The organism is Bacillus sanguinis, from assembly GCF_018332475.1.
Lineage (GTDB): Bacteria > Bacillota > Bacilli > Bacillales > Bacillaceae_G > Bacillus_A > Bacillus_A sanguinis.
Map to the genome: position 1 here is coordinate 19363 of NZ_BOQB01000149.1, position 14030 is coordinate 33392.

Consider the following 14030-nt stretch of genomic DNA (forward strand, 5'->3'; position numbering starts at 1 on the left):
CCACTTCTGAAAATATACTCATATAATTTTTTTCCTTTTCAGAAAAAAATAAAAAAAAGAGGGCAAATATTCCACTTGCCCTCTCCCTTATTCACTTAAATATGTTGCACATTTTCTTGCTTCGCTAATTCGTCAACAACTAACGTTACAAGATCTACAACACGACGAGAGTAGCCCCACTCATTATCATACCAAGCAAGCACTTTCACTTTACGATCACCCATTACCATTGTAGATAAACCATCAATGATAGCTGAGTGTGTATTTGTATTAAAGTCAATAGATACTAAAGGCTCTTCGCTGAATTCTACAATACCTTTTAACGCACCGTTTGCAACAGTTTTGAATGCATCGTTAATAGCTTCAACTGTCACATCACGTTTTACATCTACTACTAAGTCAACAAGAGACACGTTTGGTGTTGGTACACGAAGTGCCATACCGTGAAGTTTTCCATTTAAATGCGGAAGAACTTTTGCTAGCGCTTTCGCAGCACCTGTCGTTGTCGGAATAATTGATTGTCCGCAAGCACGTGCTCTTCTTAAATCTTTATGTGGGTTATCAATATTTTTTTGGTCATTTGTATAAGCGTGAACTGTCGTCATTAAACCGTTTTCAATTCCAAACTGCTCATCTAACACCTTAACAACAGGCGCTAAACAGTTTGTTGTGCAAGATGCATTTGAAATAACAGTATGTTTTGTAATATCTAATTGGTCTTCGTTCACACCAACTACAATTGTTACATCTTCATTTTTACCAGGCGCTGTTAAAATAACTTTTTTCGCTCCAGCTTCAACATGAAGAATTGCTTTTTCTTTTGAATTAAATTTACCAGTTGCTTCAATTACAACTTCAACACCTAGATCTGTCCAAGGCAATTCCTTTGGATCGCGGTTGTTTAAAAGGCGAATCATTTTCCCATCAACTAATAAGTGATCTTCAAATGCTTCTACTGTTCCGTCAAACTTGCCGTGAACTGTATCATATTTAATTAAATGTGCTAACGTTTCAGATGGATAGCTTGCATTGATTGCTACAATTTCGAATGCGCTTTCTTTTATTGCCTGACGAAATACCATTCTCCCAATACGTCCAAATCCATTAATTGCCACACGAGTCATAATATGTTATCCCCCTTGAATGCGTTATACTATTTATCTCCAATCCCAATAATAGTATAACACAAAAAGGGGATATGTCACTAAGCATTTTCATTAATTTCACAATTTTTTAGTCAATAATGTTCCAATTCTTTAAAATCACCTGCAATTGTGTTTTCGTTCCCATAATTGTGCCATCATTATTTATCACTTCATCTGCATTCTTCACTTTTTCTTCTAACGGCATTTGAGATTGAATACGAGCTGTTGCTTCTTCTTCTGAAAAATTATTTCGCTTCATTAAACGTTCTAATTGCGTATGGGGCTTAACTGCTACAACTAAAACGCGGTCAACGAGACTTGTTAATTTACTTTCAAATAAGAGAGGGATATCTAACACAACCGCTTGCACCCCTTCTTTTATGTACATTTCCTTTTGCCTATTCATTTCCTCACGCACTGCAGGATGAACTATTTTATTTAACTGCAATCGTTTTTCTTCATTATAGAAAACGACGCTTCCTAATTTTGGACGGTCCAGTTCTCCATCTTCTTGCAATACTTCCGTTCCAAACACTTCTACTATTTTGTTATATGCTGGTTTTCCTCGTTCTACAACTTCTCTTGCAATAATGTCCGCATCAATAACCGGTATACTTAACTCACGAAACATTTCTGATACCGTACTTTTTCCACTTGCAATGCCTCCCGTTAATCCAATTACTACTGTCATGATAATCCTCCTCACAATATAAAAGGCGCGAAACTAATGTTCCACGCCCATACTTACATTTTCCAAATTCCAATAATAATGAGTAATACCCCAGGCAGGAATGTAAATTTTTGTAACCATTTCATATTTGATAAAACCGTTCCAAGTTTCATTCCAATAAATAAAAACAAAGAACTCATAACCGCAACTAATACAGCCATCATAGCAGGGGCATACCCTAATAAAGATGCACCAATTCCGGCACCAAACGAATCTATAGAAAGAGCGATACCAAGAAGCAATGCTTCTCCTGCAGAAATGGTGCCTGATTTATCAAAATCTGCTACAGTCGGTTTCCGTAAAATTTGAATCACTAGCCCGAGCGAAGCAATTTCTAATTTCCATACTTTCTCCTCTTGCTTCGGTTCTTCTTTTTTCTCACTTCGAAAAAATTGGTATAATACCCAAATTCCGATTCCAATAAGAACAAGCCCACCGATACGCGTTGCGATAACAGGTGAAAAGATTTTCGCGATCATATGTCCAATTCCCATTGAAACAAGCATAACAGCTGCTGAACACATTCCGATAATTATAATTGATCTTAGTGGAATTCTTACGCTTCTTAAACCATATGTTAGCCCTACACTACAGCTATCTAAGCTTAATGTAAAAGCTAATAAAATAAGAGATAAATAAAGGTACATCGGTAAGCTCCTCCCTTATACATAGCTCTGCTGTATGTATATGACAAATGCCTATCCGATGTTATCCCTTTTCTATATTCTCGGCTGACAAATCGGGCAGTAATGCGTTCCTCTTCCGCCAACAACTGTTTTTTCTAATATCGTACCGCAAGTCACACACGGTTCTCCTTTTTTTCCATATACATTTAGAAGTTCTTGGAATGAGCCAATTTGCCCTTGTGAGTTGATATATGTTCGAATTGTACTTCCGCCACGCTTCACTGCTTCGCCTAACGTTGTAACAGTCGCCTCGTAAATTCGTTCAATTTCTTCTGCTGTTAAAGACGAAGCTTCTCGTTCCGGATGAATTTGAGAACGGAATAAAACCTCATCTACATATATATTTCCAAGCCCTACTAAAAGACGCTGGTCTAATAATACGACTTTTATTTTACGATTGGTCTTTTGCAATCTTTCTTGTAAATACTGCGGTGTCAATTCAGCATCAAACGGCTCCGGACCTAAGTCAGCAAGAGGCATTTGATTCAACTCTTCACCTTTCTTAAAGAGATGCATCGTACCAAACTTTCTCACATCTTTATAATGTAATTCAGTTCCATCTGTAAATAAGAAACGGACGTGTGTATGCTTATCAATCGGTTCACCCTCTTGATGCAGTAAAAACTTACCTTCCATACGTAAATGTGAAACAATAACATAATTCGTTACATATAAAAGCAAAAACTTCCCTCTTCGCTTTATATTTTCAATCTTTTCGCCTCTTAGCATTTCTTTAAAAATTTCTGCATCATCCGGACGTTTTACTATTTTCGGATACGTAACAATAACATCTGCAATCGTTTTTCCTGTTACAAGATTTTCAAGTGTCCGTCTGACGTTTTCAACCTCTGGTAATTCCGGCATTTCATCACTTCCTTATTTTGCGTCGTACCAAGTTGGACCGTAAGAATAATCAACTTTCAGCGGAACTGCAAGTTCAATTGCATGCTCCATTACTTCAGGTACAAGCTTCTCTAATTTTTCAATTTCTTCTTTTGGTGCTTCAAATATTAATTCATCGTGTACTTGCAGAAGAAGACGCGCTTGTAATCCTTCTTCTTCTAAACGATCTGCCATAATAATCATCGCTTTTTTAATAATATCTGCTGCAGTACCTTGAATTGGTGTATTCATAGCTGTACGCTCAGCAAAGCTACGTAAATTAAAATTACGACTCGTAATTTCTGGAATATAACGGCGGCGATTTAATAATGTAGCCACATATCCTTTTTGTTTCGCATCTTTTACGATGTCATTCATGTATTCTTGTACACCAGGGAAACTTTCTAAATACTTTTCAATAAATTCCGCTGCTGCTTTTCTTGTAATTCCTAAGTTTTGCGAAAGACCATAATCACTAATACCGTACACAATTCCGAAGTTAACAGCTTTTGCTTGTCGTCTCATATTCGAAGTTACTTCATCTTTTTCAACGCCAAATACATCCATCGCTGTTTTCGTATGAATATCCATGTCATGTTGGAACGCTTCAACTAGCCCTTTATCATTTGCAATATGAGCTAATACACGAAGTTCAATTTGTGAATAATCCGCTGCGTACATAATCCATCCTTCTTCTGATGGAACGAATGCCTGACGAATCTTTCTTCCTTCTTCTAATCGAATCGGGATATTTTGCAAGTTTGGATCCGTTGAACTTAATCGACCCGTTTGCGTTAATACTTGATTGAAACGCGTATGGATTTTAGATGTGTCTTCATGTACAACTTTTAATAAACCTTCAATATAAGTTGAATTTAGTTTCCCTAATTGACGGTAATGTAAAATGTTTGGAATAATTTCATGATGATCCATAAGCTTGTCTAGTACATCAGCTGACGTAGAATAACCTGTTTTCGTCTTTTTAATAACTGGTAAGTTTAAGTTCTCAAACAGAATAACACCAAGCTGCTTCGGTGAATTAATATTAAATTCTGTTCCCGCAAGCTTATAAATTTCCTGTTCCATTTCCTTTAATCTACCTGCAAGTTCTTCTCCCATATTACGAAGACGCTCCGTATCAACTTTTACACCTTTTACTTCCATATCAGCTAATACACGAGCCAGTGGTAATTCTAACTCTGTAAACAGTTCATATTGCTCATTCTTCTCTAACTCTTCAACGAATGTTTGCTTTACATCATATAATACATGCACTTTACGAGCTACATGCTCCGCTACTAATTCTAGCTCTGGAACAGCACGCTTCGCGCCTTTTCCGTAAACTTCTTCATCGGATTTCACAGCATGTGTTTCTTTCATTTTCGCTACAGTACGGAAATCTTTATCCGTATCAGCTGGATCAAGTAAATAAGCAGCTATTAATAGATCAAAGTCAATCCCTTGCATATCTATATCGTTCCATTTCAGTGCAACGATTGCACGCTTAGCATCAAATGTATACTTTCTCATTTCCCCATCTGCAAGCCACCCTTTAAAAGCGTCTGACTTAAGTGCAATGTCTGTCTGAATAAAATAGCAACCATTTTCATTTTGAATACCAAAGCCTTGAATGTCTGCTTTATGATAGTTATCTTCCTGCACTTCAACAATAAGCGCACTATCTTGCTGAAGCATCTCTTCTGTAACTTCTTCCACAATGTCAAATGTAATATCATCTAATTCAGCTGGAGCCGTTTCTTCTGGCGTGACACCTAATTTATTTAAAAGAGATGTAAATCCTAAATTCTCGAACATTGGAATGACATCACTTGCTTCATACCCTTTATACTCCATATCATCCACATGCACAGCAATTGGCGCATCTGTAATAATAGTTGCAAGATCTTTACTCATAAGAGCCTGGTCTTTATTTGCTTCCAGTTTTTCTTTTAATTTCTTCCCGCTTACTTGATCTATATTTTCATACACTGCTTCAACCGTTCCAAACTGTGTTAACAATTTAATCGCAGTTTTTTCACCAACTCCTGGTACACCTGGAATATTATCTGATTGGTCTCCCATTAAACCTTTCATATCGATAATTTGCGTTGGTGATAAGCTGTATTTCTCAAATAAAGCTTCTTTCGTATATTCATCTACTTCTGTAATCCCTTTTCGAGGAATACATACAAGCGTGTTATCAGAAACAAGTTGAAGTAAATCTTTATCTCCTGAAATAACTTTTACATTTGCTCCTTGTTCACTCGCTTCTTTTGCTAGCGTTCCCATAATGTCATCCGCTTCATAATTTTCTAATTCATAACGCGGTACGTTGAATGCATCAAGCATCTCACGAATAAATGGGAATTGCTCTGATAATTCAGGTGGAGTCTTTTGACGTCCTCCTTTATACTCACTATACGTTTTATGACGGAACGTTGTTTTACCCGCATCAAATGCTACTAACATATGCGTTGGTTTTTCTTCCTCTAATATTCTCATTAACATCATTGTAAAACCGTAAATTGCGTTCGTATGTATACCTTTGTCGTTATTTAAAAGCGGTAGTGCAAAAAAAGCACGATACGCGATATTATTACCATCTACTAATACGACCTTTTTTTCCAAATCAGAAACCTCCCCATACAAATTTGAAATGATTTTTTTCACAGAAAAAAACCGTTTCTTTCCTCTCTCTATATTAACATGACTAATAGAGAGAAGAAAAATAACGGCTATTTTCTATCATATATACAAACGTTTATTAACATAAAAGGGAAGTGACGAGAACAGCATAACTATTCTCGTCCAAAATTACTCCTTGGATGAAGGGGTTTTCATGTATTATATTAACAGAGCTTTATTAATATTTAATTAAGCCAATGTTAATATATTGTAAACATCCTTCATCCTATTTTTCAGTTGCTGATTTTGGTAAAACAACTGTAAATGTTGTTCCTTCCCCAACTTCACTATCCACTGTAATCGTACCGTGATGCGCCTCGACCAAATGCTTTACAATCGATAATCCAAGGCCTGTACCACCAGTATTTCTACTTCTCGCCTTATCCACTCGGTAAAAGCGTTCAAAAATACGCGGAATTTCATCTTTACTAATACCAATTCCAGTATCAGAAACTTTTATATAAGCATTATATTTATCTTCTGCTAATTCTACAGAAACAATGCCTCCAGCCGGCGTATATACGATTGCATTATTCATTAAATTAATAAAGATTTGCTTCAAACGACTTGGATCTCCAATGACAGAAACCCGTTTTAGCGTATTTACTTGTAAAGAGATTTCTTTTTCTCCTGCTTTGTTATCAAGTACCATATGAATGTCTTCAAGAAGTCCCTTCATATCAACGGTCCCCATACTCAATTTAAATCCTTGTTGCTCAATCTTTGATAGATCTAATAAATCTTCAATTAACCCTTGCATGCGTTCACTTTCTTTTAAAATAATGTGCAAGAAATGTTCGCAGAATTTTTTATTATCCATAGCTCCATCCAAGAGCGTTTCTGAAAAACCTTTAATAGAAGTAATCGGTGTCTTTAGTTCATGAGAAACATTCGCTAAAAAGTCTTTTCTCATTTGTTCTAATTTCTTTAGCTCAGTAATGTCATGGAATACAAGGACAATTCCTTTCCATTCATGGTTCGTCCCGATAATCGGTGCTCCATATACTTCGAAATGCTTTCGCTCAATTCCAAGAGGCAATAACATTTGTTTACGCACTTTCACTTCTGTCATAAAGATTTCTTCCACGAGCTCTATAATTTCTGTATGATGAAACGACTCATAATATAAACGATCTAAATATTCTTCATCTGTTACGTGGAAAGTCTCCTTATACGAACGATTTACAAGATTTATATAACCGCGGCTATCAATTAAAATCATTCCGCTTCCCATATTTTCAATTAACGTATGCAGACGATCTTGTTGCATTTCTTGTTCAAGTGTCATCTCTTGTAAATTACGTGCTAAAATATTAATCGCTTTACTTAACATTCCCGTTTCATCCGAATGACTTTCATAAGCGCGTGCTTTATAATTTCCCTTTGCTAATTCGATAGCAACTTTCGTAACGGATTCAATTGGCCTAATATATTGCCCTGTAATTTTCATACCTAAAAATACGACTACGAGACACGCGATAACAAATCCGATAATTAATAATCCCCACGTTTTTTGATGAACTGCTTTCAAAGGCTCAATTGTACTTTTCACCAAAATGTACCCTTGTTTCCCCGCTACATCTTGAACGAATACCGCATGGTAAAATTCATTATTCTGATCTGTTTCTTTCGTAATGACTTTGTTTCTTTGTTTTGTTGTTTCAGAAGAAAGTTCTTTCATTATCCTTTGACTAAAAGCAGACTGTTCTCCGCCGCTATATTGCACTTTCTTTTTTTCATCTACAAATGCAATAGAAGCCTGTATTTTTTCTTCTAACTTTTCAAATACATATGGATTTTTTAAAACATCATCAAAACCTTGTTCTTCTGCTAATACCGCAACATACTCTGTCTCTTTTACCATTCTCTCTTTGGCATGATCTATATAGTAGTTTTCAAACACCGTTTCTAGCAATAAACCTAGTCCAACTAAAATAAATACAATAAGAGAAACAAATGTAAAAAGAAGCCTGGAACGAAATTTATTCATCCCCTTTTGGCTCCTCTAATTTATATCCTAAACCACGTATCGTTTTAATGTACGTCGGTTTTTTCGTATTTTGTTCAATTTTATCGCGCAAATGGCTAATATGAACGTCAACAATTCGTGTATCACCAGCAAAATCATAGTTCCATACAGCACTTAATAATTGATCACGTGTCAACACGCGACTTTTATTTTTCGCAAGATAAACAAGTAGTTCAAATTCTTTTGGTGTTAATTCAAGCTTTCTTCCTTGGAAATAAGCCTCATAAAATTCCGGCAAAATTTTAAGTTCAGCAATTGTGATGCTCTCTTCATCTAACGCTTCTTTCACTTGTTCTTCTTGTTGTAATTTCGTGCGGCGCAAAATTGCTTTCACACGTGCGACAACTTCCCTCGGGCTAAATGGCTTCGTCATATAATCATCTGCCCCAAGTTCAAGACCTAGCACCTTATCAAATTCATCATCTTTTGCTGTTAACATTAAAATCGGCGTCATAACGCGCTGCAATCGTAATTCTTTACACACTTCCATACCATCCATTTTCGGAAGCATTAAATCTAATATAATTAAATCTGGGCGTTCTGTTGTCGCTTTTTGAAGCGCCATTTCTCCATCCATCGCTGTTATAACTTCAAACCCAGCTTGTTGTAGATTAAATTCAATTAAAGTTAAGATAAATTCTTCATCATCAACTACTAAAATACGATTGTTCATTCTTTTCCTCCAAGTTATAGACTTGAAACCTTCTTCATCCTAGTATTTTCCCCGTTATTCTCATCATACTAGAAAACAAGGTCCCTCTCAATATAATTGTCTATTCATGGAGTTCGTTTGTGTAGAATTAAGAAAATAGACGTAATTACACCTCGCCTGCAACTACACAGGATTTTGCCAAACTTTATAGATTTCTCTCTCTTCCTTAAAGCTCACTTCCGTATGAACTTTAAAATCTTGATTTTGCGCTAAGAAAAACGAAAGAGCATACGCTATTTTATAATCTGGTGTTTCATATCCATCAAATACTCTCCCGTACATTTCATTCGCGAGCGAATCGGCCCACACTTCAGCTTCTCTTATCGTTTCAAAGATTATGTCTTCACGTTTCCATTTCATCTTAAAAAACGACTCCTTCAATTGACTTCAATTATCAAGTCACTATATAGTAAATATTGTTAATCTAAAAATTATAATATAGAAGATAAGGAGACCCCATTATGCGACTAGTACTACCTATTCTATCTTTAATAGTAACGTGCATTCTTACATTCAACGCCCCAAGCTGGGATACGATTAAAACAGGTTGTTCCGATTTCGCCGAAGGATTCACGCAAGGATTCTTCAACTAAAAATAGCGCTAGCACCTTATAGAAAGGTATGCTAGCGCTATTCATATTTTTACTTTTTAAAAATTATCCAATGCTTTTTCCATAATGGAAACAGATTTATAAGGTGGTGTTACTGTTAATGAGCCTTTCACAACAGTATCTCCTTTTTCATCATGCGCAGATACAAGCATATCAATTGTATGTTCCTCCTCGGAAACAGCCACTACTTCAAAGTGGATTTGTAACGTTTCATAATGGTGAACATGCTTCACGAACGTAAGGTCCTTCCTTGTAATATGACTACCTGGACCTGGTAAATATTTCGTAACTGCCGTTGTAATCATTCCCGTTAGCATAATGCTTGGTACAATCGGCTTTTCATACGGAGTTTGGGATGCGTAATCATGCTGAATATACAATGGATTGGCATCATTTGTTAACCCTAAGTACAATAACAAATCTTTATCCTCAATTTTTTCAGTAATAGATAATTTCTCCCCTACTGTAATTTCATCCATTTTACGACCAATTTGAACTTTTTTCTTTAACATGTTACAATCCCCTCCGATTTTTTCACCTTATTATCCTACTAAAAGCGATACTTGATCCGAATTTTACTATGATGAGGGCAATGTATAGTATAAATCTATAGTTTCATTATAGGATACACCAAATGATAGCGTTTTCATGTTATTTCAAAAAAACATTTGCATATATAGTAGAAAAAGATTCGGGGCCCCGAATCTTTTTCCGCTTATATTTAATTATTAAACAAGAACCTTCATAACATTACGTACAGATTCTACAGAGCGATCTAACGCTTCTTTTTCATCTGCAAGAAGTTCTAATTCAATAATTTTTTCAATTCCGTTACCACCTAGAATTACTGGTACCCCTAAGTAAAGGTCGCTATAACCATATTCACCTTCAAGGTACGCAATAGCCGGTAATACACGGCGTTGATCTTTTAAGATTGCTTCTGTCATTTCAACTAAAGAAGCAGCTGGTGCGTAATATGCACTACCGTTTCCTAATAAGCCTACAATTTCGCCGCCACCTTTACGGGTACGTTCTACGATTGCTTCTAAACGCTCTTTCGGAATTAAAGTTTCTAACGGAATGCCACCTGCATAAGAATAACGTACAAGAGGTACCATATCGTCACCGTGGCCACCAAGAACAAATCCTGTAATGTCTTTCACAGAAAGATTTAATTCTTGTGCAATAAATGTACGGAAACGAGCTGTATCTAATACGCCCGATTGACCAATAACACGCTCTTTCGGGAATCCTGCTTCTTTAAATACAGAATATGTCATTGCATCAACTGGATTTGTTAATACAACAATAATCGCATTTGGTGAATGTTTTGCAATGTCGCGCGTAATACTTTTCATAATTTTAGAGTTTGTTGCTACTAAGTCATCACGGCTCATACCAGGCTTACGTGCAATACCTGCTGTAATAACGACAACGTCAGAATCAGCAGTATCTGCGTAATCAGATGTTCCAATAATGTTAGCATCAAAACCTTGTACTGGGCTCGCTTCTAACATATCTAACGCTTTCCCTTTTGTTGGATTTTCCAGTTGTGGAATGTCCACTAATACAACATCTGCAAGTTCTTTTTGTGCTAATAAGAATGCCGTTGTTGCTCCTGTAAATCCTGCACCGATGACTGAAACTTTCTTGCGTTTGATTGTCATAATTTACCCCCCGCTTTAATTATGCGTTTTTGATTATCGCTACATCCATGTTTTTAATCAGTTCATTAGCGAACTCAGAACATTTCACTTCTGTTGCACCTTCCATTAAGCGTGCGAAATCATAAGTTACTACTTTTGAAGCAATTGTTTTCTCAACAGAAGCAGTTACTAATTTCGCAGCTTCGTTCCATCCTAAGTGCTCTAATAATAATACACCAGAAAGAAGAACTGAAGATGGGTTTACTTTATCTAAACCTGCATATTTTGGAGCTGTACCGTGTGTAGCTTCAAAGATAGCATGTCCAGTCACATAGTTAATGTTTGCACCAGGTGCAATACCAATTCCACCTACTTGTGCAGCAAGTGCATCAGAGATGTAGTCTCCGTTTAAGTTCATTGTTGCAACAACATCGAACTCACGTGGACGAGTTAAAATTTGTTGTAAGAAGATGTCTGCAATAGAATCTTTTACGATGATTTTTCCAGCCACTTCAGCGTCTGCCATCGCTTTATTCGCTGCATCTTTACCATCTTTCTCAACAATACGGTCATATTCAGCCCAAGTGAATACTTTGTCGCCAAATTCTTGTTCCGCTACTTCGTAACCCCAGTTTTTGAAAGCACCTTCTGTAAATTTCATAATGTTTCCTTTATGAACTAATGTAACAGAAGAGCGTTTCTCGTTAATTGCATATTGAATTGCAGCACGAACAAGACGCTTTGTCCCTTCTTCAGAGATTGGTTTAATACCAATACCAGATGTTTCTGGGAAGCGGATTTTATTAACACCCATTGCCTCTTTTAAGAAAGCAAGAACTTTTTCTGCTTCTGGAGATCCTTGTGCATATTCAATTCCAGCATAAATGTCTTCTGTATTCTCACGGAAAATAACCATATCAGTATCTTCCGGACGTTTTACAGGTGAAGGAACACCTTCAAAATAACGAACTGGACGTAGACATACATATAAATCTAATTCTTGACGAAGTGCTACGTTTAGAGAACGAATACCACCGCCAACTGGAGTTGTAAGTGGGCCTTTAATCGCGATTAAATACTCACGGATTAAATTTAAAGTTTCTTCTGGTAACCACTCGCCTGTTTGGTTGAATGCTTTTTCCCCTGCAAGCACTTCTTTCCAAACGATTTTCTTCTCACCGTCATAAGCTTTTTCAACTGCTGCTTCTAGTACACGAGATGCAGCTGCCCAAATATCAGGACCAATTCCATCTCCTTCGATAAATGGAATAATCGGATTGTTTGGTACATTCATAACACCATTAGTTACAGTAATTTTTTCACCTGTCGTCAATGTGATAACCCCCATGTTTGAAATTTCATATGTATGAAACTGAGGGAATAACCCCTCAGTTCAAACCGTTAGTCAAATTAAAATATTCTAATCATTACATCTTTCCGAAAAAATCAGACTTTTGAAAGCGTATTTTCACTATCAAAATAGTGTTTTTCGCTTATCGTTGTGCAATTGGAACGTACACTTGATGTGTTGGACCATTATAATCAGCACGCGGACGGATTAAACGGTTATTTTCATATTGTTCTAGAATATGAGCTAACCAGCCTGACATACGGCTAATTGCAAAGATAGGTGTAAATAAGTCATGGTCAATTCCTAAACAATGGTATACAGAAGCTGAATAGAAATCAACATTTGGTGGAAGACCTTTTTCTTTTGTTACAATGTCTTCAATTTTGATAGACATATTATACCATTTGTCTTCTCCTAAAAGCACGCATAATCGCTTAGACATTTCGCGTAAATGTTTTGCACGCGGATCACCCTGCTCATATACACGGTGGCCAAAGCCCATGATTTTCACTTTATTTTGAAGAGCATTATGAATATATGATTCTACATTTTCTTCTTCGCCAATTTCAGTTAGCATCTTCATTACATTTTCATTTGCCCCGCCGTGAAGAGGGCCTTTTAACGCGCCGATTGCTGCTGTAATACCAGAATATACATCTGATAGTGTAGCTACACAAACGCGTGCAGTAAATGTAGAAGCGTTTAACTCATGATCTGCGTGAAGTACAAGCGCCTTATCAAAAGCTTCAATTTCAACTTCATTTGGCTCGCGATCATTTAACATGTACAAGAAGTTTGCAGCTAAAGATAAATCATTTCTAGGCTCAATAACATCTAAACCTTTACGAATTCTTGCATAAGCAGCAACTAAAGTTCCCACTTGAGCCTGCAATTTAACCGCTTTCAAATAATTGGACTTTTCATCCATAATTTCAGCGCTCTCATCGTATAATGATAGCATGGAAATTGCAGTTCGTAAAACAGACATCGGATGTGCAATTTTTAAATCTACTTGTTTCAAATATGTTAAAATCTCACCTGGTACTTTATAGTATTCCGATACAATCTCTTTAAATTTCGCTAGTTCTTGTTCGTTAGGAAGCTTGCGATGCCATAATAAGTACACTACTTCTTCAAATGTAGCATTCTCCGCTAAATCATCAATATTATACCCAACATAAGTTAATGTATCATCAATAATAGAGCTCACAGATGATGTTGTTGCTACTACCCCTTCTAAACCTCGAATAACAGTCATGACATTCTCTCCTTTTCCTGAAAATTCTCCCAACCTTGCTCCTTATATCTATTTGCTTCCCTTTTGAATTATGAACGCCCGTTCACTCTTTAGGCAAGCAAAATGCACGTTCATGCAAATTTGTTACGATGTTCCCCTCTTATGTCCATTGTCTACATGGAAAGCATGAGCGTGAATGTCTCCCCGAATCCTCACGCTCAAAACAACAAGTTAGTGAGGAAAATGAATCCCGAAGAGTTTTATGATAAAAACAACATAAAACAATATCATTATAAAATTGTTTTATGTTGTTTTT

General features: G+C 36.4%; 13 protein-coding genes. 1 reads left to right on the forward strand and 12 read right to left on the reverse strand.

Going from position 1 to position 14030, the window contains the following annotated elements; genetic code table 11:
* Positions 1-95: 95 nt before the first annotated feature.
* From KI369_RS16760 to KI369_RS16795, 8 genes are all read right to left on the reverse strand, one after another.
* Entirely contained in the window at positions 96-1124 is a 1029-nt protein-coding gene (locus KI369_RS16760) for a glyceraldehyde-3-phosphate dehydrogenase (RefSeq protein ID WP_000198972.1), read from the reverse strand.
* Positions 1125-1233: 109 nt separating this feature from the next.
* On the reverse strand, positions 1234-1836 hold the full coding sequence (coaE, locus tag KI369_RS16765) for a dephospho-CoA kinase (RefSeq protein ID WP_144612282.1): 603 nt from the start codon (positions 1834-1836) through the stop codon (positions 1234-1236).
* A gap of 53 nt (positions 1837-1889) precedes the next feature.
* Positions 1890-2522, reverse strand: coding sequence for a sporulation membrane protein YtaF (ytaF, locus tag KI369_RS16770; protein ID WP_172554017.1), 633 nt, complete (start codon positions 2520-2522; stop codon positions 1890-1892).
* Between the two features lie 72 nt (positions 2523-2594).
* On the reverse strand, positions 2595-3425 hold the full coding sequence (mutM, locus tag KI369_RS16775; RefSeq protein ID WP_212956691.1) for a DNA-formamidopyrimidine glycosylase: 831 nt from the start codon (positions 3423-3425) through the stop codon (positions 2595-2597).
* A 12-nt stretch (positions 3426-3437) separates the two neighbouring features.
* Positions 3438-6071, reverse strand: coding sequence for a DNA polymerase I (gene polA, locus KI369_RS16780; RefSeq protein WP_212956692.1), 2634 nt, complete (start codon positions 6069-6071; stop codon positions 3438-3440).
* Positions 6072-6354: 283 nt separating this feature from the next.
* Positions 6355-8118: a two-component system histidine kinase PnpS gene (gene phoR, locus KI369_RS16785; protein WP_212956693.1), complete on the reverse strand. Its 1764-nt coding sequence runs from the start codon at positions 8116-8118 to the stop codon at positions 6355-6357.
* A complete protein-coding gene (phoP, locus tag KI369_RS16790; RefSeq protein ID WP_212956694.1) occupies positions 8111-8830 on the reverse strand; it encodes a response regulator transcription factor in 720 nt (239 codons plus the stop codon). Before phoP ends, phoR begins: the two co-directional genes overlap by 8 nt.
* Positions 8831-8992: 162 nt before the next feature.
* Entirely contained in the window at positions 8993-9229 is a 237-nt protein-coding gene (locus tag KI369_RS16795) for a hypothetical protein (protein WP_212956695.1), read from the reverse strand.
* A gap of 101 nt (positions 9230-9330) precedes the next feature.
* Here KI369_RS16795 and KI369_RS29680 point away from each other — a divergent pair, with 101 nt between their 5' ends.
* Positions 9331-9462, forward strand: coding sequence for a hypothetical protein (locus tag KI369_RS29680; protein WP_001241581.1), 132 nt, complete (start codon positions 9331-9333; stop codon positions 9460-9462).
* A gap of 56 nt (positions 9463-9518) precedes the next feature.
* Here the strand turns inward: KI369_RS29680 and KI369_RS16800 are convergent, their stop codons facing one another.
* The 4 genes from KI369_RS16800 to citZ all read right to left on the reverse strand — a co-directional run bounded on the left by KI369_RS16800 (position 9519) and on the right by citZ (position 13768).
* Positions 9519-9992, reverse strand: a complete 474-nt coding sequence (locus tag KI369_RS16800) for a MaoC family dehydratase (RefSeq protein WP_000914178.1) — start codon at positions 9990-9992, stop codon at positions 9519-9521.
* 216 nt (positions 9993-10208) lie between these two features.
* The gene (mdh, locus tag KI369_RS16805; RefSeq protein WP_000153232.1) at positions 10209-11147 is read right to left on the reverse strand and encodes a malate dehydrogenase; all 939 of its coding nucleotides are present in this window, start codon (positions 11145-11147) and stop codon (positions 10209-10211) included.
* 19 nt (positions 11148-11166) lie between these two features.
* Positions 11167-12459, reverse strand: a complete 1293-nt coding sequence (gene icd, locus KI369_RS16810; RefSeq protein ID WP_000206898.1) for an NADP-dependent isocitrate dehydrogenase — start codon at positions 12457-12459, stop codon at positions 11167-11169.
* Between the two features lie 160 nt (positions 12460-12619).
* The gene (citZ, locus tag KI369_RS16815) at positions 12620-13768 is read right to left on the reverse strand and encodes a citrate synthase (protein ID WP_212956696.1); all 1149 of its coding nucleotides are present in this window, start codon (positions 13766-13768) and stop codon (positions 12620-12622) included.
* Positions 13769-14030: the final 262 nt, after the last annotated feature.

Coding starts and splice junctions, on each gene's coding strand:
- KI369_RS16760 (WP_000198972.1), bottom strand. CDS start 1,124: ATGACTCGTGTGGCAATTAATGGATTTGGACGTATTGGGAGAATGGTA.
- coaE (WP_144612282.1), bottom strand. CDS start 1,836: ATGACAGTAGTAATTGGATTAACGGGAGGCATTGCAAGTGGAAAAAGT.
- ytaF (WP_172554017.1), bottom strand. CDS start 2,522: ATGTACCTTTATTTATCTCTTATTTTATTAGCTTTTACATTAAGCTTA.
- mutM (WP_212956691.1), bottom strand. CDS start 3,425: ATGCCGGAATTACCAGAGGTTGAAAACGTCAGACGGACACTTGAAAAT.
- phoR (WP_212956693.1), bottom strand. CDS start 8,118: ATGAATAAATTTCGTTCCAGGCTTCTTTTTACATTTGTTTCTCTTATT.
- phoP (WP_212956694.1), bottom strand. CDS start 8,830: ATGAACAATCGTATTTTAGTAGTTGATGATGAAGAATTTATCTTAACT.
- KI369_RS16795 (WP_212956695.1), bottom strand. CDS start 9,229: ATGAAATGGAAACGTGAAGACATAATCTTTGAAACGATAAGAGAAGCT.
- KI369_RS29680 (WP_001241581.1), top strand. CDS start 9,331: ATGCGACTAGTACTACCTATTCTATCTTTAATAGTAACGTGCATTCTT.
- KI369_RS16800 (WP_000914178.1), bottom strand. CDS start 9,992: ATGTTAAAGAAAAAAGTTCAAATTGGTCGTAAAATGGATGAAATTACA.
- mdh (WP_000153232.1), bottom strand. CDS start 11,147: ATGACAATCAAACGCAAGAAAGTTTCAGTCATCGGTGCAGGATTTACA.